This window comes from Rubrivivax sp. JA1055 (assembly GCF_020966565.1).
GTDB classification, from domain to species: domain Bacteria; phylum Pseudomonadota; class Gammaproteobacteria; order Burkholderiales; family Burkholderiaceae_C; genus Rubrivivax; species Rubrivivax benzoatilyticus.
Genome location: NZ_JAJKFP010000002.1, coordinates 95,617 through 121,775 on the forward strand (window position 1 = coordinate 95,617; position 26,159 = coordinate 121,775).

Sequence of the window (26,159 nt, forward strand, 5' to 3'; positions counted from 1 at the left end):
ATGCAGATTCCGACCCGAGACGACATCGCCGCCGCTGCGGCCCGCATCGCACCCGACGTGCGTCGTACGCCGCTGTGGCGCCTGCCGGGCGCCGCGCTGGGGCTGGACTGCGCCGAGGTCTGGCTGAAGCTGGAACAGCTGCAGCTGTCGGGCAGCTTCAAGGCACGCGGCATGTTCAACCGCCTGCGGTCGCGGCCGGTGCCCGAGGCCGGCGCGATCGTCGCGTCGGGTGGCAACGCCGGCATCGCGGTGGCCGCCGCGGCGCGGGCGCTGGGCGTGCGCTGCGAGGTCTTCGTGCCCGAGGTGAGCAGCGCCGCCAAACGCGCCGCGCTGACGGCGCTGGGCGCGCGGGTCGTCGTGCACGGCGCGGCCTATGCCGACGCCTACGCGGCCAGCGTCGAGCGCCAGCGCGAGACCGGCGCGCTGGTCATGCACGCCTACGACCAGCCCGAGGTCGTTGCCGGTGCCGGCACGCTGGCCGCCGAGATCGAGGCCGAGGCCGGCGTGCCCGACCGGCTGCTGGTCTCGGTCGGCGGCGGCGGGCTGGTGGCCGGCCTCGCCGCCTGGTTCGAGGGCCGCACGCGCATCGAGGCTTTGGAGCCGGCGCGGGCGCCGACGCTGCATGCGGCGCTGGCCGCCGGCGAGCCGGTGGACGTCGAGGTCGGTGGCGTGGCCGCCGATTCGCTGGGCGCGCGCCGGCTTGGTGCCATCGCCTGGCAGGTCGCCCGGCGCCATCCGGTCGTCTCGACGCTGCTCGACGACGAGGTGATCCACGCCGCGCAGCGGCGCCTGTGGCGCGAGCTGCGCCTGGCGGTCGAGCCGGCGGCCGCGCTGCCGCTGGCGGCGCTGTGGTCCGGCGCGGTGAAGCCGGCGGCGCACGAGCGTGTCGCGGTCGTCGTTTGCGGCGCCAACCTGGACCCGGCGACGCTGGCCTGATCAGCCCAGGCCGAGGAACTCCAGCACCGGCGCCACGGTCTGCGCCGGGTCTTCCTCGTGCGGCACGTGGCCGAGCGCGGGGAAGACGACGAGCCGGCTGCCCGGGATGCGGCGCGCGAAGTCCTCGCCGGCCGACGGCGGGATGATGGTGTCGCGGCCGCCCCAGAGGATCAGCGTCGGCAGGCGCAGCGTCGAGATCCGGTCGGCGTCCTCGCCCGAGCGCGCCGACCGAAGGCGTTCGACCAGCGCGCGGCGGTTGCCTTCGCGCAGCGTCAGCTCGAAGTAGCGGTCGACGAGTTCGGCCGTCACGCGCGACGGGTCGCCGTAGGCGCTGGCGACCCCCTGGCTGACGGCGGTGCGCGGCAGCACCCACTCGAACGCGCGCCCCAGGCCGGGCACGCGGGCGAACTGCCAGGCCAGCGGCATGCCGCCGGACGAGAACACGGTGCCGCTGGCATCGACGAGGATCAGGCGCTCGACGCGCTGTGGCGCCATCGCCGCCAGCCGCCAGGCGACCTCGCCGCCGAGCGAGTTGCCGCCGACCGCGAAACGCTGCACGCCCAGCCGGTCGAGCAGTTCGAGGACGAAGCGCGCCAGCGTCTCGCCGTCGTAGCGCTGGCCCGCGTAGCGCCCGGCCCAGGGGCCGGTGAGGCCGAAGCCGGGCAGGTCCAGCGTGATGACGCGGCGTCCCGGCGCGATCGAGCGCACCCAGCCTTCCCAGGTGTGCAGGCTGGACGAGGTGCCGTGCAGCAGCACCAGCGGCACCTGGCTGCGCGGCCCCTCGTCGCGCAGGTGCACGAGCTGGCCGCCCAGGTCGACGAAGTCCGACGGCGGCGGCGCCCAGTTGGCGACCAGCGACTCGACGCTGCGGTCGGGCGCACGCGACATCGCGAGCAGCGCCGCGGTGGCCATCAGCAGCAGGCCGAGGACACGGAACAGCAGGCGCATGGCAGCAGGGCGGGGACGCGGGAGCCGGGGTGCGCGGCATTGTAGGCAGCGCCCGTGGTCGGCCCGGCCGCGCCGACCCCCTCCCTACAATCCCCGCATGCCCTTCGTTCACCTGCGGACGCACACCGAATATTCCGTCGTTGACGGCACGCTGCGCATCGACGACGCGGCCGGCGCCGCCAAGGCCGACGGCCAGCCGGCGCTGGCCATCACCGACCTGTCCAACCTCTTCGGCGCGATCAAGTTCTACAAGGCCTGCCGCGGCGCGGGCGTCAAACCCATCGTCGGCGTCGACGTCTGGATGGACCCGCTGCCCGAAGCCGCCGAGCGCCAGCCCACGCGCCTGGCGCTGCTGGTGCAGGACCGCGGCGGCTACCTGAACCTGTGCGAGCTGCTGGCGCGCGCCTGGACGAAGAACGTGCAGCGCAACCAGGCCTGGGTGAAGTGGGAGTGGCTGCACGAGCTGTCGGGCGGGCTGATCGCGCTGTCCGGCGCCGACATGGGCGCGGTCGGCCAGGCGCTGCTGGCCGGTGACGAGCAGCGCGCCGCCGCCGCCGCGCGCGAGCTGGCCTCGATCTTCCCGGGCCGCTTCTACCTCGAACTGCAGCGTGCCGGTCTGCCGACCCACGAGGCCCATGTGCGTGCCGCGGTGCCGCTGGCCGCCCGGCTGGGGCTGCCCGTCGTGGCAACGCACCCGATCCAGTTTCTCGAGCCCGACGACTTCGAGGCCCACGAGGCGCGGGTCTGCATCGCCGAAGGCGAGACGCTGGCCAACCCCAAGCGCATCAAGCGATTCACGCGCGAGCAGCACTTCAAGACTGCGGCGCAGATGGAGTCGCTGTTCGCCGACGTGCCCAGCGCGATCGCCAACACCGTCGAGATCGCGCGCCGCTGCAGCCTGACGCTGGTGCTGGGCAAACCTCGCCTGCCCGACTTCCCGACGCCCGACGGCTCGCCGATCGACGTGTACTTCCGCAAGGCCTCGCACGAGGGCCTGGAGAAGCGCCTGGTGGCGCTGTTCCCGAAGGAGGAGGAGCGCGAGAAGCGCCGCCCCGAGTACGTCGAGCGCCTGGAGTTCGAGCTCGACACCATCCTGAAGATGGGTTTCCCGGGCTACTTCCTGATCGTCTCGGACTTCATCGTCTGGGCCAAGGCCAACGGCTGTCCGGTCGGCCCGGGGCGGGGTTCGGGCGCCGGCTCGCTGGTCGCCTACGCGCTGTTCATCACCGACCTCGACCCGCTGCAGTACAAGCTGCTGTTCGAACGCTTCCTGAACCCGGAACGCGTGTCGATGCCCGACTTCGACATCGACTTCTGCCAGGGCAACCGCGACCGCGTGATCCGGTACGTGAAGGAGAAGTACGGCCGCGACGCGGTCGGCCAGATCGCGACCTTCGGCACGATGGCCGCCAAGGCGGCGCTGCGCGACGTCGGCCGCGTGCTCGGCATGGGCTACGGCCACGTCGACAGCATCGCCAAGCTGATCCCGGCGCCGCCGGGCAAGACGGTGACGCTGGCCAAGGTGCCCGAGAAGCCCGACCCCGGCATCATCTACGCGCGCCAGGAAGAGCCCGAGATCGACCGCCGCGAGGCCGCCGAGGAGGAGGTGGCCGAGCTGCTGTCGCTGGCCACGCGTGTCGAAGGCATGGTGCGCAACATCGGCATGCACGCCGGCGGCGTGCTGATCGCGCCGGGCAAGATCACCGACTTCTGTCCGCTGTACCAGCAGCCCGGCAGCGACAGCGCGGTCAGCCAGTACGACAAGGACGACGTCGAGGCCATCGGCCTGGTGAAGTTCGACTTCCTGGGCCTGGCGACGCTGACGATCCTGGAGCTGGCGCGCCAGTTCATCGTCGCGCGGCGGCCGAACATGAAGGACTTCAGCTACGAGACGCTGCCGCTGGACGACCAGCGGGTCTACAAGCTGTTCTCCGACGGCCTGACCGAGGCGGTGTTCCAGTTCGAATCACGCGGCATGCAGGGCATGCTGCGCGAGGCCAAGCCCAGCCGGCTGGAGGACCTGATCGCGCTGAACGCGCTGTACCGCCCGGGCCCGATGGACCTGATCCCGACCTTCGTCGCGCGCAAGCACGGCAAGGAGACGGTGGAGTACCCGCACCCGCTGCTGGAGACCGTGCTCGGCGAGACCTACGGCGTCATGGTCTACCAGGAGCAGGTGATGCAGACGGCGCAGGTGCTGGGCGGTTATTCGCTCGGCGGCGCCGACCTGCTGCGCCGTGCGATGGGCAAGAAGAAGCCCGAGGAGATGGCCCAGCACCGCGTCATCTTCCGCGAGGGTGCGGCCAAGAAGGACATCCCCGAAGCGAAGGCCGACGAGGTCTTCGACTTGATGGAGAAGTTCGCCGGCTACGGCTTCAACAAGTCGCACGCGGCCGCGTACTCGCTGCTGGCCTATCACACGGCCTGGATCAAGGTGCACTGCACGGCCGAGTTCTTCGCGGCCAACATGACGATCGAAGCCGACAACACCGACAAGCTGAAGGCGCTGCTGGCCGACGCCAAACTCTTCGGCATCCGCTTCGATCCGCCCGACGTCAACACCGGCACGCTGCGTTTCGAGCCGATCGAGGACAAGCGCATCCGTTACGGCCTGGGCGCGGTCAAGGGCACCGGCGCCGGCGCGATCGAGGCCATCGTCGCGGCGCGCGAAGGCCGCGCCGGCGACGGCGGCGGCCCGTTCCGCAGCCTGTTCGACTTCTGCGCGCGGGTCGACCGCCAGCGTGTCAACAAGCGTGTCGTCGAGGCGCTGATCAAGGCCGGCGCCTTCGACTCGCTGCACCCCGACCGCGCCTCGACGCTGGCCAGCGTCGGCCTGGCGTTCGAGTGGGCCGACACGCAGGCCGCCAACAAGGACCAGGGCGGGCTGTTCGACTTCGGCGACGCGCACGGATCGAGCACGCAGGAACCGGCGCTGGTCGCGGTGGAACCGTGGTCGGTGCGCGAGCGGCTGATGCAGGAGAAGATCGCCATCGGCTTCTACCTGTCGGGCCATCTGTTCGATGCCTGCCGCGACGAGGTGCGCAAGTTCGTGCGCCGCGACATCGTCGAGCTGGTCGACTCGCGCGAGCCGCAGTCGGTGGCCGGCATCGTCTCCGAGCTGCGCGTCATCAACGGCCAGCGCGGGCGTGTCGCGATCTTCAAGCTCGACGACGGCAGCGAGGCCATCGAGGCGGTGGCCAACGAGGAGCTGCTGGACGCCAGCCGCGAGCTGCTGCGCGAGGACGAGCTGGTCATCGTCGTCGGCAAGCTGCAGCCCGACCGTTTCTCGGGCGGCCTGCGCCTGAACGCGCAGCAGGTCTGGGACCTGGCGACGGCGCGCGCCCGTTACGGCCGCTACCTGTCGGTCGAACTCAACGGCGGCCTGCCGCCGGTGGCCGACGTGCTGAAGCTCTGGCCGGCGCGCCGTGTCGAGACCGAGGAAGGCGAGACCCAGCAGGGCCTGGCGGTGCGGCTGAAGCTCAAGCGTGCGACGGCCGTCGGCGAGCTCGACCTCGGCAGCGACGCCCGCTTCTGGCCCTGCGACGAGGCGCTGGCGCGCTGGAAGACGATCGCCGACCAGGGACGCGCGGCCATCGTCTACGAATGAAAGGGTTTGTTTCGCGCGGCCTTGTCTGACATCCGCCGTGCGGCAGGCAGCGTTAGGTTCTCGTGAAACACTGTCTGGAGACCCGATGAGAAAGACGATCGCGAGCGCCTGCCTGAGCATCCTGGCGCTGGTGGGCGCACCCGCCCAAGCCACCAATGTCGGCGTGTCGGTCGAGATCAGCCAGCCGGGCATCTACGGCCGCGTGGACATCGGCCGCTATCCGCAGCCGGCGGTCATCGTCGCGCAGCCGGTGATCATCGGCCGGCCGGTCGCCGTGGCGCCGCAGCCGGTCTACATGTGGGTCCCGCCGGGCCACCGCAAGAACTGGCGCAAGCACTGCCGGGACTACGGTGCCTGCGGCGTGCCGGTGTACTTCGTTGACCACCGCTGGTATCGCAGCCATGTGATGCCGGCGCGCGAGGTGCGTTACGAGCGGCGCGACGACCGGCGCGATGACCGCTACGAGCGCCGCGACGATCGCCGTGACGACCGCTACGACCGCCGTGACGATCGCCGCGACGACCGCCATGACCGGCGCGACGACCGCCGCGGCCCGCCCGGGCCCCGCGACGGCCATCGCGGCCCGCAGGGCTGACGCGGGCGGCTCCGCCAGCGCGTGCGGGGCGGCACGCGCCGGCACTTCTTCACTTCGCCTTCGCCGGCTTGGTGTCCTTGGCTTCGCCGCCGCTCCAGCCGGCGCCGGCCACCGTCAGCCCGGCCTGCGAGAAGCGTGCGGCGTTGCCCGCGCCGATGCCGGGCACGCGGTCGACCATGTCGGCCCAGCTCTTGAACGCGCCGGCCTTGCGCGCCTCGAGGATCTTGGCCGACAGGCCCGGGCCGATGCCCTTGACGGTTTCGAGCTCGGCCTGACTGGCCTGGTTGGCGTCGACCGCGGCATGGGCGTTGAAGGCGAAGGCCGCGAACAGCAGTGCGGCGGCGGGACGCAGGAATCGCTTCATGGAGGGCTCCCTCGGCACCAGGTGCCGTCGTGGCCCGCCGGCCCCATGCCGACGGTGCACGGGGCGCATTCTTCGGAGCCCGCGGGGGGCGCGCATCCCTCCGCGGGGCGCCTCCGAGCGGTGCCCCGTGCAGGGCGATCGCTTGCGCCGCGGCACCCCGCCAGCCGGGGGTGGCCGGCTATAGTCTCCGCCGCCGCCGCGCACCGCGGCGCGAGACGGTGAACCTCCCGAGATGACTTCCCTTTTTGCCCACAACCTGGCCGAGCACCGGGCGCTGTTCGCTCGGCTCGACACGCTCGACGCCGAGGTCGAACGCGCCGGCGACACGATCGCGCGTGCGCTCGAGGCCGGCGGCAAGCTGCTGATCTGCGGCAACGGTGGCTCCGCCGCCGACAGCCAGCACATCGCCGCCGAGCTGACGGGCCGCTTCATCCACGACCGCCGGCCGCTGGCGGCGATCGCGTTGACGACCGACACCTCGGCGCTGACCAGCATTGCCAACGACTACGCCTTCGACGACGTGTTCGTGCGTCCGGTGCGCGCGCTGGGCCGTGCCGGCGACGTGCTGCTGGGCCTCTCGACCTCGGGCAACTCGGCCAACGTGCTGCGCGCCGTGGACGCCGCGCGTGAACTGGGCCTCACGACGATCGGCCTGCTGGGCCGCGACGGCGGCGCGCTGCGCACGCGCTGCGACCAGGCGATCGTCGTGCCGAGCACGACGACCGCGCGCATCCAGGAAGCGCACATCCTGATCGGCCACACGCTGTGCGGGCTGGTCGAACAGAAGCTGGGGCTGGCATGAGCCCTCAGGACTTGTCCGGGGCTCATTCCCGCTCGGCGGGACCGGCCGCCAGGCCGAAGGGTGCCCCAGTGAGCCCCTCCGTGAGCGTCACCGCCACCTGGCCTCGCCCGGCGCGCGAGGCGCTGGCGGCGTGCCGCGTGCTCGTCGTCGGCGACGTCATGCTCGACCGTTACTGGCACGGTGCCGTCGACCGCATCTCGCCGGAGGCGCCGGTGCCGGTGGTGCGTGTCAACCGCGAGGAGGAGCGCCTGGGCGGCGCGGCCAACGTCGCGCTGAACGTGCGTGCGCTCGGCGCGCAGGCGACGCTGCTGACCGTCGTCGGCGACGACGAGCCCGCGCGCCGGCTGCGCACGCTGCTCGAGGCCCAGGACGTTCGCGCCGTGCTCGGCGCCGACGCCCAACTGCGCACCATCGTCAAGCTGCGTGTCATCGGCCGCCAGCAGCAGCTGGTGCGCATCGACTTCGAGAACCAGCCGACGCACGAGGTGCTGGCGCAGCTGCTCGACGACTTCGAGCGCGAGCTGCCCGGCCACGACGCGGTGCTGTTCTCCGACTACGGCAAGGGCGGGCTGGCCCACGTCGGCCGCATGATCACGATGGCGCGCGAGGCCGGCAAGCCGGTGCTCGTCGACCCCAAGGGCAGCGACTTCTCGCGTTATGCCGGTGCCGACCTGATCACGCCGAACCGCGCCGAGCTGGCGCAGGTCGTCGGCCATTGGGCCAGCGAGGACGAGCTGCGCGAACGCGCCCGTGCGCTGCGCGAGCGCCTGGGGCTGGCGGCGCTGCTTCTGACGCGCTCCGAAGAAGGCATGACGCTGTACGACGCTCAGGGCGAGCGCCACGTCGACGCCGACGCCCGCGAGGTCTTCGACGTCACCGGCGCCGGCGACACCGTCATCGCGACGATGGCCGCGCTGATCGCCGCCGGCCTGCCGGCAAGCGACGCGATGCCCTGGGCCAACCGCGCCGGCGGCATCGTCGTCGGCCGTTTCGGCACGGCCAGCGTCGGTTACGACGAGCTGTTCGCATGAGCCCACAGGACTTGTCCGGGGCTCAGTCCCGCTTGGCGGACCGGCCGCAAGGCCGAAGGGTGCCCCGATGAGCTTCATGGACAAGCTCTGCGCCCGCGCCGACGCCCCGGCGCGGCTGGCGGCGCTGCCGCGGCCGTGGGTGTTCACCAACGGCGTCTTCGACGTGCTGCACCGCGGCCACGTCAGCTACCTGGAGCGTGCGCGCGCGCTCGGCGGCTCGCTGGTCGTCGGCGTCAACAGCGACGTCTCGGCGCGTGGTCTGGGCAAGGGCCCGGACCGGCCGCTGAACGGCGAGCAAGACCGCGCGCTGGTGCTGGCGGCACTGGAATCGGTGTCGCTCGTCACCTGGTTCGACGAACGCACGCCGGTGGCGCTGCTGGCCGAGCTGCGCCCCGACGTCTACGTCAAGGGCGGCGACTACGACATCGAGACGCTGGAAGAGACGCGGCTGGTGCGCGGCTGGGGCGGCACGGCGCTGGCGCTGCCCTTCGTCGACGGCTACTCGACGACGCGGCTCGTCGAACGCATCCGCGCCGGCACATGAGCCCGCAGGACTCGTTCGGGGCCCATTCCCGCCAGGCGGGACCGGCCGCCAGGCCGGACAGTGCCCCACAGCGCGCGCGCGCCGTCTTCCTCGACCGCGACGGCGTGGTCAACGTCGATCACGGCTACGTCGGGCGCTGGGAGGACTTCGAGTTCGTGCCCGGCGCCGTCGACGCGATGCGCCGGCTGCACCAGGCCGGCTGGCAACTCGTCGTCGTGACCAACCAGTCGGGCATCGCGCGGGGCTATTACACCGAGGCCGACTACGAGGCGCTGACGGCGCGGATGAAGGCCGAACTCGCCGCCGCCGGCGCGCCGCTGGCCGGCGTCTACCACTGCCCGCATCACCCGAAGGGCTCGGTCGCGGCCTACGCGCGCGACTGCGACTGCCGCAAGCCGGCGCCGGGGATGATTCTTCGGGCTGCGCAGGAGCTCGGAATCTCGCTCGCCGAGTCGGTGCTGGTCGGCGACAAGGCGAGCGACGCCCAGGCCGCGCGCGCGGCCGGTGTCGGCCGGGTCGTGCTCGTCGCCGAGGCGGGAACGCTGGCCGACGGTGCCGAACTCGCCGATGTTGTGGCCGCTTCGCTGTCGGTCGCGGCAGAGAAGGGCCTGATCGCCGTCGCGCCGGCGGTCAGCTAGCGGGCCGGCGCCGTCGCTGACCGCGATTTGCGCTGCGCCAGCCGGTCGATGATCTCGCCGCGGCGCTGCTGCCAGTCGCGCTCGAAGATCGCCAAGCGGTGCACGTCAACACGGCCGGTGTCGGTGGCGTAGTGCTCGCGGAAGATGCCCTCGACATCGAAGCCAAACTTGCGGTGCAGCCGCAGCACCGGCTGGTTGTACGCCAGGACCTCGCAGCACAGCTTGTGCAGCCTGAGCGGCCCGAAGGCGTGATCCAGTGCCAGCACCTCCATGCGGCTGCCGCTTCCCGGCGGCGCGTCGGGTGCGGAGTAGAACGCCCAGAACGCGTGTCCGTGCACCGGGTCGATGTGGCTGAAGCCGACGACGCCACAGGCTTTGCCATCGAGCATCGCGACGAAGTAACGGTGGGCGGGGCTGGCGCGGGTTCGCTCCCACCACGCGCGGTGCTCCGCCTCGCCGATCTCGTGCTGGGTGTACATGTTGGCCCGCACGCGAGGGTCGTTGCGCCACTGGCGCATCGTCTCCACGTCCTCGTCGGCCGCCGGCCTCAGATGATCGGCAGGGTTCATGTCGGCTCCTTCGGGCTTCGAAATGTCTGCGGCCTTGTCCCAAACGGTGCGATCGGCGTCTGCGCCGGTGTCACGAGATCGAATCGACAACAGGCCTGCCGCCAGCACCGAAGGCGTTCCGGCCCTCTCCGTCAGCCGTCTCCCAGCGCCTGCATCGCGCGGTACAGCCACTCGGCGCGCTCCCAGTCTTCGGGCGTGTCGATGTCCTGCACACGGTGGCGCGGCAGGCGCAGCGCGACCGCGTCGGGTCCGAAGACCGGGCGCCCGTCGCACCACGCCTGGGCGCGTCCCCAGTAGAACTGCCCGGCATCGTGGAAGGCCGGCACGAGATCCTGGGATCGCGTGGCGTAGTCCTGCGGCCGGATCATCGACACCTCGCCGTTCGGTCCCAGGTGCAGGGCTCGCTCGATCGGATAGCCGAAATCGGTGACGCTGAAGACGAAGTCGCAGCCACGCTGCTGCAGCAGCGCCAGGGCCTGCCGGATGTCCTGCGCCCGCAGAAACGGAGCGGTGGCGTACAGGCAGCAGGCGTACTCGATGCGGCCAGCGCCTGGCTGCAACTGTTCGATGGCGTGGCGGATCACGCCGGCCGTGCCTGCATGGTCGCCGGAGAGCTCGGCCGGGCGCCTGAACGGCACCTCGGCACCGCAGGCGCGTGCGATCGAGGCGATCTCGTCGTCGTCGGTGGAGACGACGATGCGATCGAAACAGCCACTGGCCGACGCTGCGGCAATCGAGTGGGCGATGATCGGGCGGCCGGCGAACTCTCGGATGTTCTTGCGCGGGATCCGTTTGCTGCCGCCGCGCGCCGGGATCACCGCGACCTTCATGCGAGCTGCCGCCGAAGCCGCTCGATGACGTAGTCCTGCTCGGCCTCGGCCAGGCGCGGAAACATCGGCAGCGAGATGGCGCCGTCGTAGTAGGCCTCGGCCACCGGGAACTGCCCGCGATCGAAGCCGCGGCGGCGGTAGAACGGCTGCAGGTGCACCGGGATGTAGTGCACGTTGACACCGATGCCGTCGGCGCGCAGCGCTTCGAACACCGCGCGGCGACGGGTCGCGTCGTGCAGCCGGACCGGATACAGATGGAGCGCCGAGCGGTTGTCCGCGCGGCGCTCCGCGATGTCCAGAGGCAAGCCACGCAAGGCGTCGTCGTAACGTCGAGCCAGCGCGTGGCGGCGTTCGACGTACGCCTGCAGCCGCGACATCTGCGAACGGCCGAGCGCCGCCTGAAGGTCGGTCATCCGGTAGTTGAAGCCGAGATCGACCTGCTCGTAGTACCAGGGACCATCGGCCGGGTTCTCCATGCGCGAGGTGTCGCGCGTGATGCCGTGGCTGCGCAGCAGTTCGAGGCGCCGCGCGAGCGCGGCGTCGCGGGTCGTCGCCATGCCGCCCTCGGCGGTGGTGACGATCTTCACCGGGTGGAAGCTGAAGACCGTGATGTCGCTGTAGCGGCAGTTCCCGATCGGCTCGTCCAGATAGCGCCCGCCGATGGCATGCGACGCGTCTTCGACGATGGCGAAACCGTAGCGTTCGCCCAGCGCACGGATCTCGCGCATCGCGCAGCTCTGCCCGGCGAAGTGCACTGCCGTGACGATGCGCGGCAGCTGTCCGCGCGCGGCTGCATCCTCCAGCCGCCTTTGGAGCGCCGAAACCGACAGGTTGAGCGTGCCGGGGTCGATGTCGACGAAGTCGACGTCGGCGCCGCAATAGAGCGCAGCGTTGGCGGTCGCGACGAAGGTGTTGGGGCTGGTCCAGACGATGTCGCCCGGGCCCAGGCCCAGTGCGAGGTAGGCGATATGCAGCGCTGCCGTGGCACTGTGCACGGCGACGGCGTGCGGCACCTGACAGGCCGAGGCGACTGCGGCCTCGAACGCCGGGATCTCGGGGCCTTGCGTCAGGAAGTCCGATCGAAGCACCGCGTCGACGGCGGCGATGTCCTCGGCAGTGACGTCCTGACGGCCGTAGGGAATGGGTTTCACAGCAGACCGATCTTTTCGCGGTTCTGGGCGATCCAGGACTGCAGCGCCTCGGCGCTCATCCAGTCACTGTTGGTGTGGCTGGAGTAGTCGAAGCCCTCGGGGACCTTGGCGCCGTCCTTGATGCGCTCCGCGCTGGCGTCCCAGTTGTGGATGGCCGGCAGGATCTTGTAGTGGTCGGCGTACTCGTAGGTGTAGAACGAGTCCTCCGGGCTGATCATCTGCTCGTGCAGTTTCTCGCCCGGCCGGATGCCCACGAACTCGATGCGTGCCTCCGGCGCCACCGCCCGGGCGAGGTCGACGATGCGCATCGACGGGATCTTGCGCACGTAGATCTCGCCACCGACCATGTCGTCGAAGGCGTGCCAGACCAGTTCGACACCTTGCTCCAGCGTGATCATGAAACGCGTCATGCGTTCGTCGGTGACCGGCAGCACGCCTCGGTCGCGGATCGACATGAAGAACGGGATCACCGAGCCGCGCGAGCCCATCACGTTGCCGTAGCGCACCACCGCGAAGCGGGTGCCGTGGGCGCCGGCGTAGGAGTTCCCGGCGACGAACAGCTTGTCCGAAGCGAGCTTGGTCGCGCCGTAGAGATTGACCGGGCTGCTCGCCTTGTCGGTGGACAGCGCGACGACGCGCTCGACACCCTTGTCGATGCAGGCGTCGATCAGGTTCATCGCGCCGATGACGTTGGTCTTGACGCACTCGAACGGGTTGTACTCCGCGGTCGGCACGATCTTCGTCGCCGCCGCATGCACCACGACGTCGATGCCGTCCAGCGCGCGATACAGGCGCTCGCGGTCGCGCACGTCACCGATGAAGAAACGCACCCGCGGATCGCCCTGGAACTTCTTGGCCATCTCCCACTGCTTCATTTCGTCGCGGGAGTAGATGACCAGCCGCCGCGGGTTGTAGCGGGCGAGTGTCATCGGCACGAAGGTGTTGCCGAAGGAGCCGGTGCCGCCGGTGATGAGGATGGACTTTTGCGTCAGCATGATGTCGAGTGGGGCCCGGCGCGGAAGCCGGAGTGCGATCTTGGCGCGCATTGTCCTGTGTTCGCAGGCCCAATGCGATGAGGAAGTCCAAAGCTCACCGTCTTCGGGTTCGTCGTCTGTCCGGCGGCCGGTCGATGCCGCTTGGTGCCTGCCCCGGCGTCCTCGCGCCGCTGCCGGCAGGCGGACTCGGTCCCGTCTTGAGCGGCACAGCGAGGAAAACGGTCCCGTGTGACCGAGAATGACGTCTTGCGCGTCGTTCTGGTGCGTGACGGGTCAGTCTTCACCTGATTCGTCACCGGATGCCAGTCCGACGCCCGAACGCTGTGGCGTTCTCCTGGTGTTCCTGGTAATCAACATGTTGATCTACAAGAGTGGTTGGCGTGCCGCCGGCTGCGGCGTCCGTCGCATCCCGGGCGTTGCTCCTATTCCCCTGAGTCCGCGGCGACCGACGAAGGGGCGGCCTTGAATCTCTGCGTCATTCCCGCACGAGGCGGCAGCAAGCGCATTCCGCGCAAGAACGCCAAACCGTTCTGCGGCCGGCCGATGATCGCCTGGTCGATCGAGGCGGCGCTGTCCAGCGCTTGCTTCGAACACGTCGTCGTGTCGACCGACGATGCCGAGATCGCGCAGCTGGCCCGCCGGTTCGGCGCCGAGACCCCGTTCACGCGCCCGGCCGAACTGTCGGACGACTTCACGCCGACCCGTCCGGTCGTGAACCACGCGATCCTCGATGCCCAGCAGCGTTGGGGTGCCGTCGACCGCGTCTGCTGCCTCTATGCCACGGCCCCGTTCGTGCGCGCGGCCGACCTTCGTGCCGGCCTCGCGACGCTGGAGTCCAGCGGCGCCGAGTTCGCCTTCACCGTCGCCAGCTTTCCGTACCCGATCCAGCGTGCCTTGCGCCGCACGGCGGATGGGCGGGTGCAGATGATCGACCCGTCGACACGGCTGACGCGTTCGCAGGACCTCGAACCCGCATTCCACGACGCCGGCCAGTTCTACTGGGGGCGCACGTCGGCCTTTCTGGACGGTCTCGAGACCTTTTCCGAGTGCTCGGTGCCCATCGTCCTGCCGCGCGAGCGCGTGCAGGACATCGACACCGAGGAAGACTGGCGCCGTGCCGAACTGCTGATGCGCTTGTTGGACGGCCAAGAGCCGGTGGCGCCGCGATGATCGTCGTCCGTTGCGACGCCGGCCCGGTGGTCGGCATGGGGCATCTCGCGCGTTGCCGGGCCCTCGCGTCGGCGATTCGCCGCCGCGGCTGCGCGGTCGCGCTCTTCGGGCCTGATCCGGCGTACCGGACTCGGGACGACGAAGCGTTGTTCGATGCCTGGCTGCCGGCCGGCGGCTGGCGCGGCGGCGAAGCCGATGCGCAGGCGCTGCTGGCCTTTGCGCGCACGCTGCGGGCGCGTGGCGCCGTGCTCGACGACTACCGCGTCGATCTCGCGTACCAGCAGCAGCTGCGCGCGGCCGGCCTGCCCTGGCTTCAGTTCCAGGCCCAGGCCGACATGCCCTTGCTGGCCGATCTGGTGCTGAACTACAGCCCCGCGACGCCCGAGGAGCCGTATCGCCGTGCGGCCGACCGAACCGACGCGCGCCTGCTGATCGGGCCGGCCTGGGCCATTCTTCGCGACGAGTTTGCTGGCCAGGCGCCGCGGGCGGCGGCCTCCGCGGTGAGCGAGGTGCTGCTGAGCTTCGGCGGCGGCGACGACCGCGGCGCGCTCGGTTTTGCGCTCGATGCACTGCTTCCCGTGGCTCCCGCGGGCCTGCGGTTCGTCGTCGTCAGCGGCCGGCACAACCCGGCCAATGCCGCTTACCTGCAACGCTACGCGGGCGACGCGCGCGTGCGCTGGCTGATCCAGCCCGGGGATGTCGCGGGCCTGATGCGGGCCGCCGGTCTTGCGGTGCTGGCCGCAGGGACGACCACTTTCGAGGCCGCCTGCTGTGGCCTGCCGATGCTGATGCTGGCCATCGCCGACAACCAGATCGAACAGGGCCGCGGCTGGCAGCAGATCGGCGCCGGAACCTACCTGGGCGAGCTGGGCCAGGTGAGGGCGCAGGAACTGGCCGACGCGTTCGTGGCGGCCTTGCCTGCCGCGCCCCGGCAGCGCATGGCCGAGGCCGGCCGCGCCGCCGTCGACGGTCAGGGGGGCGATCGGGTGGCCGCGGCCTTGCTCGAGGTCGTGGCCGCGGTGCGGGGGCAGCCATGAAGGCGGGCTTCGACCTCGTCTGCATCGGCGCCGGTGACGAGCAGGTCGCCGGCATCGCGGCTGCCCAGCGCCTGGGACTGCGCGTGTTCGCGCTCGACGGCAATGCCAGCGCTCCGGGGCTCGCCCTGGCCGACGCAGCCGAGGTCGTCGACCTGCGCGACGCCGATGCCGTCGTCGCCGTCGTGCGGCGGACCGGCGCGCGTGGCGTGGTCCCGGTGCCTCTGGGCGCCGTGCTGGCCACCGTGGGCGCGGTCAACGACGCGCTGTGCTTCCGTGGGATCTCCTCGCGCTCCGCGCGGTTGTGCACCGACAAGGCACTGATGCGAGCGGCTTTCGCCGCTGCCGGCCTGGCGCAGCCGATGTCGCTGCCGGCGGCCACCCGAGACGAGGTGCTGGCGGCGGCCCGGCGTGTCGGTTTCCCTCTGGTCGTCAAGCCCGCCAGCGGCAGTGGCAGCCGCGGTGTCGCGCTGTTGGCCGATGCAGCCGAACTCGACGACTTCCTCGAACGACACGGCGCCGACCTGCTGGAGCGCTTTGCCGGCGGCGCGCTGGTGGAGTCGGTCCTCCGCGGTCAGGAGTACGGCGTCGACGGAGTGGTCGCCGACGGTGTCTGCTCGGTGTTGTCGCTGCGCCGCAAGCTCATGTCGCCGCCGCCTGCGCGAGTGGCCTTGGCCTACACCGGCCCGGTGCGGCTCGCGCCGGACACGATGCAGCGCATCGACGCAGCCATGCGCCGTGCCACGGCCTGTATCGGGCTGCACGACTGCCTGTTCCACGCCGACGTGATGGTGTCCGACGCCGGCGAGGTGACGATCATCGAACTCTCGGGGCGGCCTTCGGGTTTCGGCCTCAGTTCGGTGCTGCTGCCGGCCTGCCTCGGCGTCGACGTCCAGGAACAGGCGATCCGCATGACGCTGGGCCTGTCGTATTCGTTCCAGCCGACGCGGCGGCGCATCGGACGGCTGGCCGGCGTCGTCGACCGGGCGGGCACCGTTCGTTCGCTGGGCTCACCGGAACGGGCCAGGGCCGTGCCGGGCGTTGTCTCGCTGCGGCTTGCGCTGAACGAGGGCGATGTGGTGCCGGACATGGCGTCGGGCGCCGACTGGTGGCATGCCGGCCACGCAATCGTCGTCGCCGACGACGAACCTGCGCTGGATGCCGCGTGGCGTGAGCTCTGCCGTGCGCTGGCGATCACGATCGAGTGAAGGAGATCACCATGGTTGCGACCGACTACCAGACGACGTCCCCGGGCCGGGTCTGGCGCGGGCAACTGGCGGCGAACCGGCTGCGCTATCCCAGCGAGCCCGTCGTGCGCTGGCTGGCGCGCATCCGTCCCTCGTTGCCCGCCGACGCTGCGGCCATAGAGATGGGTTTCGGTTCCGGACGCCACCTCCAGCTGCTGCTGGACCAGGGCCTGCAGGCCTGGGGCACCGAGCTGCTGGAGGATGCCATGGCCCTCGGGGACGAGATCCTGGGCGCCGGCTCGCGAGCGGGCCGGGTCGTGCTCGGCCCGCTCGACCATCCCGACCTGCCGAGATCGGCGTTCGACGTCTTCCTGACCTGGGGCACGCTGTTCCTGATGCCGCCCGACGCGATGAAGCGCACGCTCGGCGACGCCGCCCGCCTGCTCAAACCGGGCGGACACGCGCTCTTCAACCTGCGGACTCAGGACAACTGGTTCGCCGGGCTGGGTGCCGAGGGGCCGGCCGGCCACTGGTTGCTGGACGATCGCGCCGGCCCCTACGCCGGCAGCGCCTACACCTTCCTCGATCACGGCGCGATCGCCCCGCTGCTCGATGGCACCGGTCTTCGCGTGCACGGGGTCGAACGCATGGACTGGTGGCAGGGACCGCAGATGCAGCGACACTCCTGGTGGATCGTTCACGCGATCCGCGACTGAAACCTCTTGCCGCGCTCGCGCGCGGCCCACGGACATGAAGATCCTCGAACGTGACATCGGCCCCGACAGCCGGCCCTACGTGATCGCCGAGATGTCGGGCAACCACAACCGCTCGCTCGAGCGCGCGCTGGCGATCGTGGATGCCGCTGCTGACTGCGGCGCCGACGCGATCAAGTTGCAGACCTACACCGCCGACACGATGACGCTGGACGTCGCGGAAGGCGAGTTCACGATCCACGACCCGAAGTCGCTGTGGGCCGGCCGCGCGCTGCACGACCTCTACAACGAGGCCTACACGCCCTGGGAGTGGCACGCGCCGATCATGCAGCGCGCCCGCGAGCGCGGGCTGGCCTGCTTCAGTTCGCCTTTCGACGAGTCGGCGGTCGACTTCCTCGAGCAGTTGGATGCCCCGGCCTACAAGATCGCGTCGTTCGAGTGCGTGGACCTGCCCCTGATCCGGCGTGCGGCACGCACCGGCAAGCCGCTGATCATCTCCACCGGCATGGCCACCGTCGCCGAGATCGCGGAGGCGGTCGATGCCGCGCGTGCCGCCGGCTGTCGTGATCTCGTGCTCCTCAAGTGCACGAGCACCTATCCGGCCAGCCCCGAGAACACCAACCTCAGGACGATCGCGCACATGCGCGACGTCTTCGGCTGTGAAGTGGGCCTGTCCGACCACACGATGGGCATCGGTGCGGCCATCGCCTCGGTGGCCTGCGGTGCGACGGTCATCGAGAAGCACTTCACGCTGGCGCGCGCCGACGGTGGCGTCGATTCGGCGTTCTCGATCGAGCCCGCCGAGCTGCGCAGCCTGGTCGTCGAGTCGGAGCGTGCGTGGCTGGCGCTCGGCGCGGTCCGTTACGGCCCGACCGCGCCTGAGGAGAAGGCGCGGCTGCGCCGACGCTCGCTGTACGTCGGCGAAGACCTGAAGGCCGGCGACGTGCTGACGGTCCGCAACCTGCGCCGCATCCGTCCCGGCCACGGCCTGGAGCCGAAGTACTACGAGATGCTGCTCGGCCGGCGCGTCAATCGTGACCTGAGCAAAGGCACGCCGATGGCCTGGGAGTTTCTCGCCTGAGCAGCGCGGCCGGCTCAGCGGCGCTCGATGCCCAGCCGGTCCATCATCTCCCGCGACGCCTGGTGCTGCTGCGGGACCTGGGTGCGGATGCGGTCGGTGCCGAACGACACCACCGCGGTACTTGGCGCGCAGATCTGGCGCGCCAGGAACAGTGCCGTCGAGTTGACCCCGAGCACCGCCCGGTACGGGGTCTGCGAGAGATGCACCTCGAGCGGCACGTCGAGTTCGATCTTGCGCGCTCCGGCGGGTCTGAACTCGTCGCGGCCATCGCGCGGGTGGCCCTTGTAGACGATGTCGTCGATGCCGCGCTCGAGGCACCAGCGCGCGATCTCGTCGCGGGTCGCGTCGTGGTCCGCCTGGCTCATCACGCCCAGCGCCTGCAGCGGCTGGCCGATGACGATCGCGCTCGACCCGCTGTCGTCTGACCGGCGCTGCATCAGCGGGGCGAGCTCGACCGTGCGTCCGCGGGGGTAGTCGTGCGGGAATCCCGCCAGCGTGTAGATGCGGTCGACGAACGGCGCCTCGGCTGCGGTGCGATCGCCGCGGAAACACCAGTAGTCGAGTTCCGGCGCCGCCAGCCTGCGCAGCTTGCGCAGCCACTGGGCGGCCTCGCGCACCGGGCCCAGCGGGTGGCGGGCGATGTTCATCAGCCCGTCGGGCAGGATGCGGGCGTGCATCGTGCCGGCGCCGCAGCGCCGCGGCAGCGCACGCAGGTAGTAGTTCACCGCCTCGGTATCGAACACCGGGCTGTGCAGCCGGATCTCGGCGCAGGGCCCGACCGCTGCGGCGACCGTGGCGATGTTCTGCTTCAGGCGGCGCAGTCTCCCGAACGCACCCGGCAGCGGATCGAAGCGCGGCCAGGGTGCGTAGGCGACGGCATCCCAGTCGCTGGCGTCGATGAAGCGCCTCGCGTCCGGCCGGTAGGGCACGATGACACGGCGGCTGTTCGCCTCGTGGTCCAGTGCCACCCGGCGCGCGGCGAGATAGTGCAGCGGCGACGCGACGAAGAAGACCGCGACGACGTCCCGGCCCGCGTTCATCAGGCGATCTCCCGGTAGACCTGCAGGTTGCCGCGCACCATCGCCGCCACCGAGAAACGCGCGACGACGTGCTCGCGCCCGGCCGCGCCGTAGCGCGCGCGCAGCGCGGCGTCGCCCAGCAGCGTGTTCAGGTGGCGCGCCAGCGCGGCGGTGTCGCCCGGCTCGATCAGCTCGCCGTTGACGCCCGGCAGCACGATCTCGGGGATGCCGCCGGCGCGGCCGGCGACGATCGGCAGGCCGCAGGCCGCGGCCTGCAGCAGCGCGACGCCCAGGCCTTCCATCTCGGCCGGGTGCACCAGCAGGTCGAGGTTGGGCAGCACGCGCGGCAGGTCCTGGCGGAAGCCCGGGAACAGCACCCGGTCGACCAAGCCGGCGGCGCGCGCCTCGTTCTCGATCGCCTCGCGCAGCGGCCCTTGGCCGAAGATCAGGAAACGCGTGCGCGGGTGCGCCGCCAGCACCGCCGGCAGCGCCGCCAGCAGCGTGCGGTGGCCCTTGCGGGCGATGAACTGCGCGGCCATGCCGACCGCCAGCTCGTCCGGCGCGAGGCCGAACTCGGCCTCCAGCCAGGCGCGTTCGCCGCGGCCGGGCCGGTACTGCTCGACGTCGACCGAACTCGGCACGCAGCGCAGCTTGGTGCGCGGCACGCCCTCGGCCTCGAGCACGCGGAAGATGCCCTCGGAGATCGTCACGACGCGGTCGTAGAGCCGGTACTTGAGGCCGACCCAGGCGCGCGGCTCGGGGTTGTCGACACGCCGGCTCAGCACCACCGGCACGCCTTCCAGGCGCGCCGCCAGCCCGCCCCAGAGGTCGCTGCCGCGGCGGCTGTGCAGGTGCACGACGTCCGGGCGCTCGGCGCGGATCAGGCGGCGCAGGCGGCCGAGCATGCCGAGGTCGGCGTCGCCGCCCATCTCGATCTGCACGACGCGCGCGTGCGGCGCGGCCGCCTCGGCGACGGCGCTGCCCAGCGGCGCGGCGAGCACGTTGTCGACGCCCTCGGCACCGAGCCCGCGCACCAGGAACACGACCTGCAGCGCACCGCCGTACAGGTGCTTGCCGGCCTCGACGTGGAGAACCTTCATGAGACGGGGAGGATCGGGAGGGTCGGGGTGCCGTCGGCCAGCCGCGTCGCGGTGTCGAACACGCGCTGCACTTCCAGCGCGCGCATGCAGTCGAAGCGGCCGGCGCAGCTCGGGCGGCGGCGGCAGGGCGAACACGGCAGCGCGTCGTAGAGCACGACGGTGCGCGGCGTGGCCGCGTCGAGATAGGGCCGGGTCGAGCCGAACAGCGCGACGGTCGGCACGTCCAGCGCCGTGCCCATGTGCGTCAGGCCGGTGTCGACGCCGACCAGCAGCGCGGCCTCGGCCAGCGCGGCGACGGTCTCGTCGAGCTTGAGCCGGCCGGCGAGGTTGGCCGCCGCCGGCGCCAGGGCGGCGATGCGCGCCGCGGCCTCCACGTCGCCCGGGCCGCCGACGATCACCGGCTGCAGGCCGCGCGCCGCGAAGGCCTGGGCCAGTTCGGCCCAGCGGTCCTCGAACCAGTGCTTCTGCGGCCGCGTCGTGAACGGGCACAGCGCGACCCAGCGGCCGGCGACGCCGGCCTCGGCGAGCGCGGCGCGCGCGCGTTCGCGCGGGGCCGCGCCGACGGCGAGGTCCAGGCGGAAGTCGGACTCGGCAGCGCCGAGCGCGACGCCGAGCGCCCGGTACTCGCTGCCGATGCGGCGGTCGGCGCCGGCGGGTGGCGACACGCGGTGGTGCATCAGGTGCTGGCTGCCTTCGTGCGAACGCAGCCCGACACGCTGCGGCGCGCCGGTCAGCCAGGCGCAGAAGCCGCTCTTGAGCAGGCCCTGGGCGTCGAGCACGAGGTCGTAGCGCTCGGCACGCAGCCGGCGGCGCAGGGCCAGCACCTCGCCGGCCAGCGCGCCCAGGCGGCGCTCGCGCCAGAGCTGCTGCAGCACGGCGCGCGGCATCGTCTTGACGCCGTCCAGGCGCGGGTTGTGCGCCAGCAGCGGCGCCGCCGGCGGCTCGACGAGCCAGTGGATCGTCGCGTCGGGCCAGCGTGCACGCAGCGAACGGATCAGGCCCGAGGCCATGACGACGTCGCCGATCGCGCTCAGGCGCACGATCAGGATGCGCGGCGGGCGGCCGGCGGGCAGCTTCAGCGGAAGAACGGGGCGGGGGTTCACGGCTCGTTCCCGGCGGCGGGGCCGGAGGTGGTGCGCAGCGCCTCGTAGACCTGCAGGGTCTGGCGGGTCATCAGGTCGACGGTCAGCTCCGCGCTGTAGGTCTCCCGGCCTCGCTCGCCCATTCGCCGCGCCATCTCCGGATTGGCGGCCAGCTTGCCGAGGGCCTGCGCGAGCGCTCCGGCGTCGCCCGGTTCGACCAGCAGACCGTTGCGCCCGTCGATGACGATCTCCGGCACGCCTCCGACCCGGGTGGCCACGATCGGCAAGGCGGCGGACATGGCCTCGACGATGGCCAGCGGCAGGGCTTCGCGGCGTGACGACAGCACGTAGGCGTCGAACGCGCGCAGCAGATCGGCGGCGTCACGCCGATAACCGGCGAAGTGCAGCCGCTCCAGTCCGGCAGCGGTCTGGAGCACCTGGCGACCGTAGGCGGTGTCGGGGGCGCCGATCAGCACGACGTGGACCGAGGCCGGCAGATCGTGCATGGCCTGCACCAGCAGATCCTGCCCCTTGTCGGGGATGAACCGCCCCGCGTTGACGGCGACGAACGCGTCCTGCGGGATGCCGAGTTCGCGGCGCAGCGCCGCTCTGTCGGGCGTGCCGACCTCGGGGACGCCGTTGCGAACGACGGTCACGGTGTCGGCGGCGTAGCCGGCGGCGATCAGGTTGTCGCGCACCGCCGCCGAAACCGCGATGACGTGCCGGCAGCCGCCCATGTGCTTGCGCGCCGTCGTCGCGTGCGCCGTGCAGACGGCGACGCAGCCGCGGTGGCCGTGCTGCGCGCGCGCCGCGTAGGCCGCGCCGCGGATCAGGTGGCCGTGCACGATGTCCGGCGCCAGCCGCGCCACCAGCCGCCGCAGCCGCCAGTGAGAGACGAGGTCGTAGAGCCCGTGCATCGCGACGTGGTGCGCGGGGATGCCGGCCTCGGCGCAGGCGAGGCCGATCCAGGAATCCAGCGGCCCGGCGAACTCGACTTCGTGGCCGGCGGCGCGCTGGGCGCGCATCAGCATCAGGCAGTGGTTCTCGGCGCCGCCGTAACCGTGGCTGTGCAGGACGTGCAGGATGCGCATCGGGGCGGTGTTCAGTCGTGCTTGAAGTGCAGCTTCCAGGCGAAACCGAGCAGGTTGTCGCCCCAGGAAATCGCCTTGCGCGGAATGTCGAACGGCGAACGTGCGCCGTTGGCCTTGCCGCGGATACAGGTCAGGCCGGTGCGGTAGCCGGCCTCGCGCACGTAGTCGCGTGCGCGTTCGTCGTAGTCGCCGTAGGGATAGCAGAAGTCGGTGACCGCCTCGCCGAGCAGGTCCTCGAGCGCGGCCTTGCTGTCGAAGATCTCGGCGCGCATCTGCTCGGGGGCCAGGCGCGACAGGCGCGGGTGCGTCAGCGAGTGCGAGCCGAAATGCACGCCTTCGCGGCGCAGGCGGCGCAGCGTCGGCGCGTCCATCAGCGGCGGCTGCTCGGCAAAGCCCTGCAGCCACTCCGACTTGCGCCCGACCAGCGAGGTGACGATGAACACCGTCGCCGGCATGCCCTGCGCCTGCAGCGCCGGCCAGGCGTGGTCGGCGAAGTTCTGGTAGCCGTCGTCGACGGTCAGCACGACGCCGCGCCGCGGCAGCGCGGCGCCCTCGAACAGCGCTTGCCGCGCGGATTCCAGCGACATCACGTCGAAGCCCATGCGGCGCAGATAGGCCAGTTGCGAACCGAAGCGCGCGCTGTCGCAGAACTGCGCGCGATGCGCCTTCGGCCGGTCGAAGTGGCCGAACTGGTGGTACATCAGCACCGACAGCGGCGGCTCGGCCGGCGGCGTCTTCAGCGGGGCCGTGTTCATTCGGAGATCTCGCTCTGGCGGTGCTGCATCAGGTGCAGCTTGTGGTACAGCCCGCCGCGGGCGAGCAGTTCGTCGTGCGTGCCGACTTCGGCGACGCGGCCCTGGTCCATCACGATCACGCGGTCGGCGTTGGCGATCGTCGACAGCCGGTGCGCGATCGTCACCGTCGTGCGGCCGCGCTTGAGGTTGTCGATCGCCTGCTGGACGATGCGTTCGCTCTCGGTGTCCAGCGCCGAGGTGGCTTCGTCGAGCAGCAGGATCGGCGCGTCCTTCAGCAGCGCGCGTGCGATCGACAGGCGCTGGCGCTGGCCGCCAGACAGGCGGGCTCCGTTCTCGCCGATCTGGGTGTCCAGGCCCTGCGGCAACTCGCGGATGAATTCCATCGCATGCGCGGTCTCGGCGGCGCGTTCGATGTCCTCGCGGGTCGGCTCGCCGGGCGCGCCGTAGGCGATGTTGGCAGCGACCGTGTCGTTGAACAGCACGACGTGCTGCGTCACCAGCGCGATGTTGGCGCGCAGGTCTGCCAGCCGCACCTCGCGGGTGTCCACGCCGTCGAGCAGGATGCGGCCGCCGTCGGGCGCATAGAAGCGCGGGATCAGCGACATCAGCGTCGACTTGCCGCTGCCCGACGCGCCGACCAGCGCGACGGACTCCCCGGCGGCGATCTCCATCGTCACGCGGTCGATCGCGTTGCCTTCGGTGTTCGGGTAGCGGAAGACCACGTCCTCGAAGCGCAGGTGCCCGCTGACGCGGCCCAGCGTGCGCGTGCCCTCGTCGCGCTCGGGTTCGGCGTCGAGGACCTCGAACAGCGAAGCTGCCGCCGCGAGGCCGCGCTGCAGCGTCTCGTTGACGTTGGACAGCCGCTTCAGCGGCCCCAGCAGCAGCGCCATCGCGCCGAAGAACGAGACGAAGCCGCCGACCGTCAGGTCGTTGCTCTGCGAGGCCAGCGTCGCGTAGTAGATGATCCCGGCCAGCGCCAGCGAGGCGATCAGCTGCACCAGCGGACTGTTGGCCGCCGAGGTGCGCACCGACTTCATCGTGTAGCGGCGCAGCAGGCCGGCGACCTCCGCGAATCGCCGCTGTTCGTAGGCCTGGCCGCCGAAGACCTTGATCTCGCGCTGGGCGCCCAGCACCTCGTCGGCGACGTGCGACAGCGCCCCCACCGAGTCCTGCTGCGCGTGGCTGTAGCGGCGCAGCCGTCGCCCGACCGAGTGGATCACCCACCCGATCACCGGCAGCACGGTGAAGAACAGCAGCGACAGCTTCCAGTTCAGCCACAGCATGTAGCCGAGCAGGCCGACGACGGTCAGCGAGTCCTTGACGATCGTGATCAGCGAGATCGTGATGATCGGGTTGACCTGCTGCGCGTTGTGCGTCAGGCGCGCCATCAGCACGGCCGAGGGCTGGCGGTCGAAGAAGGCCAGTGGCAGGGTCAGCAGGCGCGCGAAGACCGCGTTGCGCAGATCGAGCACGACATGCGTGGCGACGCTGTTGAGCGCCACCGTGTGGGCATAGTCGGACAGGCCGCGCACCGCGAACAGCGCGACCAGCGCCAGCGGCATCACGTGCGCGAGCTTCGGGTCCTTCTCGACGAAGCTGCCGTCGATCAGCTGCTTCAACAGCGCCGGGACCGAAGCCTCGGCGGCGGCGTTGACGACCATCGCCAGCACGCCGAGCACGAAGACCTTCGTGTAGGGCCGCACGTACTGCAGCAGCCGCCGGTACAGCGCGAACGAGTTGTCTGGTTTCATCGGCTCAGCTCTCGTCGACCCGCCGCGGCGGGTAGCTGTCCCAGCTGAGGCAGCCCGGGCACTGCCAGAAGTACTGGTGGGCCTCGAAACCGCAGGCGGCGCAGCGGTAGCGTTGCAGCGGGCGCGCGGCGCGCGCCAGCGCCTGCTCGACGAGCTCCAGCGCGGCCGGGTCGCCGGCCGCTGGCTGGGGCGGCGTGGCGAGCAGCGCATGCGCCGCGGTCAGGCTCGGCTGCTGGCGCAGGCTGTCGGCCAGGCGGCGCGGCTGGCTCGCCGGGTCGAGCCGGCCCAGCGCCTGCAGCACGTCCAGGCTGGGGCTGCGCTCGAGCGCCTTGGCGAGCTGGTCGCGCACGTGCTCGAGCCGCCCGCAGGCCTCGCCGCTGGCGGCGTAGTCGGCGGCCACCAGCGCGAAGGCACCCGGCTGCACGCCGGCCAGTTCGTCCCAGAGCTCGACGGCCTCGCCGTGGCGGCCGGCGGCGCGCGCGCGCCGGCCGGCGATGACCCGCGGCCGGGCCGCGTGCGGCGCGGCCTCCAGCGCGCGCCTGAGGGCCGTGTCGGCGTCGGCGGCATTGCCGGCGGCGTCGGCTTCCTCGGCCAGCTCGCACCAGTAGTGGGCGATGCGCGGCGCGTACGAGCCGGTGCCGCCCTTGTCCAGGCGGGTGGCGATGTCGATCGCGGCGCGCCAACTGCGCGAACGTTCCTGCAGCGCCAGCAGCGCCAGCCAGGCCTCGGTCTCGAAGGCCGTGCCCTCGAGCGCGCGGTAGGCCTGCTCGGCGCGGTCGAAGAGACCGGCGCGCATGTAGTCCTGGGCCAACTCGTGCTGGGCGCGGTCGCGTTCGCCGGTCTTCAGGTCGGCGCGCGACAGCAGGTGTTCGTGCACGCGCACCGCGCGCTCGAACTCGCCGCGGCGGCGGAACAGGTTGCCCAGCGCGAAGTGCAGCTCGGTCGTGTCGGGGTCGTGCTGCACGGCCTCGATGAAGGCGTCGATGGCCTTGTCCTGCTGTTCGTTGAGCAGCAGGTTCAGGCCCTTGAAGTAGGCGCGCGGCGCGTCGCGGTTGTCGCGGCGCACCTGGCGCAGGTCGAAGCGCGACGCGAGCCAGCCCAGCGCGAAGGCCACCGGCAGGCCGATCAGCAGCCACTGGAAGTCGAAGTCCATCGGGCGTCGGGGT

General features: G+C 71.4%; 25 protein-coding genes. 12 read left to right on the forward strand and 13 right to left on the reverse strand.

Translation table 11 applies throughout. The features are described from left to right. Window positions 1–936, forward strand: a complete 936-nt coding sequence (locus tag LOC65_RS03570) for a serine/threonine dehydratase (RefSeq protein ID WP_230246662.1) — start codon at window positions 1–3, stop codon at window positions 934–936. On the opposite strand, the gene LOC65_RS03575 is transcribed toward LOC65_RS03570, so the two are convergent. After that, window positions 937–1,884: an alpha/beta fold hydrolase gene (locus tag LOC65_RS03575; protein WP_164962820.1), complete on the reverse strand. Its 948-nt coding sequence runs from the start codon at window positions 1,882–1,884 to the stop codon at window positions 937–939. A 97-nt stretch (window positions 1,885–1,981) separates the two neighbouring features. Between LOC65_RS03575 and dnaE the strand changes: the two genes are divergently transcribed. Continuing rightward, window positions 1,982–5,491: a DNA polymerase III subunit alpha gene (dnaE, locus tag LOC65_RS03580; protein WP_230246663.1), complete on the forward strand. Its 3,510-nt coding sequence runs from the start codon at window positions 1,982–1,984 to the stop codon at window positions 5,489–5,491. A gap of 85 nt (window positions 5,492–5,576) precedes the next feature. Beyond that, the gene (locus LOC65_RS03585; RefSeq protein WP_009856336.1) at window positions 5,577–6,086 is read left to right on the forward strand and encodes a hypothetical protein; all 510 of its coding nucleotides are present in this window, start codon (window positions 5,577–5,579) and stop codon (window positions 6,084–6,086) included. Window positions 6,087–6,135: 49 nt separating this feature from the next. Here LOC65_RS03585 and LOC65_RS03590 read toward each other — a convergent pair whose 3' ends face one another. Continuing rightward, on the reverse strand, window positions 6,136–6,450 hold the full coding sequence (locus tag LOC65_RS03590; protein WP_164962818.1) for a helix-hairpin-helix domain-containing protein: 315 nt from the start codon (window positions 6,448–6,450) through the stop codon (window positions 6,136–6,138). Between the two features lie 232 nt (window positions 6,451–6,682). Here LOC65_RS03590 and LOC65_RS03595 point away from each other — a divergent pair, with 232 nt between their 5' ends. The 4 genes from LOC65_RS03595 (at window position 6,683) to gmhB (ending at window position 9,465) form a co-directional block, all read left to right on the forward strand. Beyond that, window positions 6,683–7,252 (forward strand): SIS domain-containing protein, encoded by a 570-nt coding sequence (locus tag LOC65_RS03595; RefSeq protein WP_009856338.1) that lies wholly within the window; start codon window positions 6,683–6,685, stop codon window positions 7,250–7,252. 80 nt (window positions 7,253–7,332) lie between these two features. After that, complete coding sequence (gene rfaE1, locus LOC65_RS03600; RefSeq protein ID WP_009856339.1) at window positions 7,333–8,283, forward strand: D-glycero-beta-D-manno-heptose-7-phosphate kinase; 951 nt, start codon at window positions 7,333–7,335, stop codon at window positions 8,281–8,283. Between the two features lie 67 nt (window positions 8,284–8,350). Continuing rightward, window positions 8,351–8,827 (forward strand): adenylyltransferase/cytidyltransferase family protein, encoded by a 477-nt coding sequence (locus LOC65_RS03605; RefSeq protein WP_009856340.1) that lies wholly within the window; start codon window positions 8,351–8,353, stop codon window positions 8,825–8,827. Next, on the forward strand, window positions 8,824–9,465 hold the full coding sequence (gmhB, locus tag LOC65_RS03610; RefSeq protein WP_230246664.1) for a D-glycero-beta-D-manno-heptose 1,7-bisphosphate 7-phosphatase: 642 nt from the start codon (window positions 8,824–8,826) through the stop codon (window positions 9,463–9,465). The genes LOC65_RS03605 and gmhB overlap by 4 nt, the downstream gene beginning before the upstream one ends. Here gmhB and pseH read toward each other — a convergent pair. The 4 genes from pseH to pseB form a co-directional block, all read right to left on the reverse strand. Further along, window positions 9,462–10,034: a UDP-4-amino-4,6-dideoxy-N-acetyl-beta-L-altrosamine N-acetyltransferase gene (pseH, locus tag LOC65_RS03615; protein WP_230246666.1), complete on the reverse strand. Its 573-nt coding sequence runs from the start codon at window positions 10,032–10,034 to the stop codon at window positions 9,462–9,464. The genes gmhB and pseH overlap by 4 nt on opposite strands. 131 nt (window positions 10,035–10,165) lie before the next feature. Next, on the reverse strand, window positions 10,166–10,864 hold the full coding sequence (pseF, locus tag LOC65_RS03620; RefSeq protein WP_164962814.1) for a pseudaminic acid cytidylyltransferase: 699 nt from the start codon (window positions 10,862–10,864) through the stop codon (window positions 10,166–10,168). Further along, entirely contained in the window at window positions 10,861–12,015 is a 1,155-nt protein-coding gene (gene pseC, locus LOC65_RS03625; RefSeq protein WP_206023496.1) for a UDP-4-amino-4,6-dideoxy-N-acetyl-beta-L-altrosamine transaminase, read from the reverse strand. Before pseC ends, pseF (LOC65_RS03620) begins: the two co-directional genes overlap by 4 nt. Next, window positions 12,012–13,010 carry a UDP-N-acetylglucosamine 4,6-dehydratase (inverting) gene (gene pseB, locus LOC65_RS03630; protein WP_230246667.1) on the reverse strand — a complete coding sequence of 333 codons (999 nt, stop codon included), beginning with the start codon at window positions 13,008–13,010 and terminating at the stop codon, window positions 12,012–12,014. Before pseB ends, pseC begins: the two co-directional genes overlap by 4 nt. A gap of 462 nt (window positions 13,011–13,472) precedes the next feature. Between pseB and pseF (LOC65_RS03635) the strand changes: the two genes are divergently transcribed. Genes pseF (LOC65_RS03635) through pseI form a run of 5 tightly spaced genes read left to right on the forward strand, consistent with a single transcriptional unit; the run spans window position 13,473 to window position 18,195 of the window. Then, on the forward strand, window positions 13,473–14,180 hold the full coding sequence (gene pseF / locus LOC65_RS03635; protein ID WP_164962812.1) for a pseudaminic acid cytidylyltransferase: 708 nt from the start codon (window positions 13,473–13,475) through the stop codon (window positions 14,178–14,180). Beyond that, a complete protein-coding gene (locus LOC65_RS03640) occupies window positions 14,177–15,217 on the forward strand; it encodes a PseG/SpsG family protein (protein WP_230246668.1) in 1,041 nt (346 codons plus the stop codon). Before pseF (LOC65_RS03635) ends, LOC65_RS03640 begins: the two co-directional genes overlap by 4 nt. Further along, window positions 15,214–16,422, forward strand: coding sequence for an ATP-grasp domain-containing protein (locus LOC65_RS03645; protein ID WP_230246669.1), 1,209 nt, complete (start codon window positions 15,214–15,216; stop codon window positions 16,420–16,422). The genes LOC65_RS03640 and LOC65_RS03645 overlap by 4 nt, the downstream gene beginning before the upstream one ends. After that, a complete protein-coding gene (locus tag LOC65_RS03650; protein ID WP_230246670.1) occupies window positions 16,419–17,117 on the forward strand; it encodes a class I SAM-dependent methyltransferase in 699 nt (232 codons plus the stop codon). Before LOC65_RS03645 ends, LOC65_RS03650 begins: the two co-directional genes overlap by 4 nt. 34 nt (window positions 17,118–17,151) lie before the next feature. Continuing rightward, a complete protein-coding gene (pseI, locus tag LOC65_RS03655; RefSeq protein ID WP_164962894.1) occupies window positions 17,152–18,195 on the forward strand; it encodes a pseudaminic acid synthase in 1,044 nt (347 codons plus the stop codon). A gap of 14 nt (window positions 18,196–18,209) precedes the next feature. Here pseI and LOC65_RS03660 read toward each other — a convergent pair whose 3' ends face one another. From LOC65_RS03660 to lapB, 7 genes are read right to left on the reverse strand one after another with little or no spacing between them, the layout of a single operon-like run. Further along, entirely contained in the window at window positions 18,210–19,235 is a 1,026-nt protein-coding gene (locus tag LOC65_RS03660; RefSeq protein ID WP_164962808.1) for a polysialyltransferase family glycosyltransferase, read from the reverse strand. Next, window positions 19,235–20,314: a glycosyltransferase gene (locus LOC65_RS03665; protein WP_230246671.1), complete on the reverse strand. Its 1,080-nt coding sequence runs from the start codon at window positions 20,312–20,314 to the stop codon at window positions 19,235–19,237. Before LOC65_RS03665 ends, LOC65_RS03660 begins: the two co-directional genes overlap by 1 nt. Further along, the gene (locus tag LOC65_RS03670; protein WP_230246672.1) at window positions 20,311–21,417 is read right to left on the reverse strand and encodes a glycosyltransferase family 9 protein; all 1,107 of its coding nucleotides are present in this window, start codon (window positions 21,415–21,417) and stop codon (window positions 20,311–20,313) included. Before LOC65_RS03670 ends, LOC65_RS03665 begins: the two co-directional genes overlap by 4 nt. Beyond that, window positions 21,414–22,487: a glycosyltransferase gene (locus LOC65_RS03675; protein WP_230246674.1), complete on the reverse strand. Its 1,074-nt coding sequence runs from the start codon at window positions 22,485–22,487 to the stop codon at window positions 21,414–21,416. Before LOC65_RS03675 ends, LOC65_RS03670 begins: the two co-directional genes overlap by 4 nt. An 11-nt stretch (window positions 22,488–22,498) precedes the next feature. Further along, entirely contained in the window at window positions 22,499–23,242 is a 744-nt protein-coding gene (locus LOC65_RS03680; RefSeq protein WP_230246676.1) for a polysaccharide deacetylase family protein, read from the reverse strand. Continuing rightward, complete coding sequence (msbA, locus tag LOC65_RS03685; RefSeq protein ID WP_230246677.1) at window positions 23,239–24,993, reverse strand: lipid A export permease/ATP-binding protein MsbA; 1,755 nt, start codon at window positions 24,991–24,993, stop codon at window positions 23,239–23,241. Before msbA ends, LOC65_RS03680 begins: the two co-directional genes overlap by 4 nt. 4 nt (window positions 24,994–24,997) lie before the next feature. Next, window positions 24,998–26,146: a lipopolysaccharide assembly protein LapB gene (lapB, locus tag LOC65_RS03690; protein WP_164962803.1), complete on the reverse strand. Its 1,149-nt coding sequence runs from the start codon at window positions 26,144–26,146 to the stop codon at window positions 24,998–25,000. Window positions 26,147–26,159 lie beyond the last annotated feature (13 nt).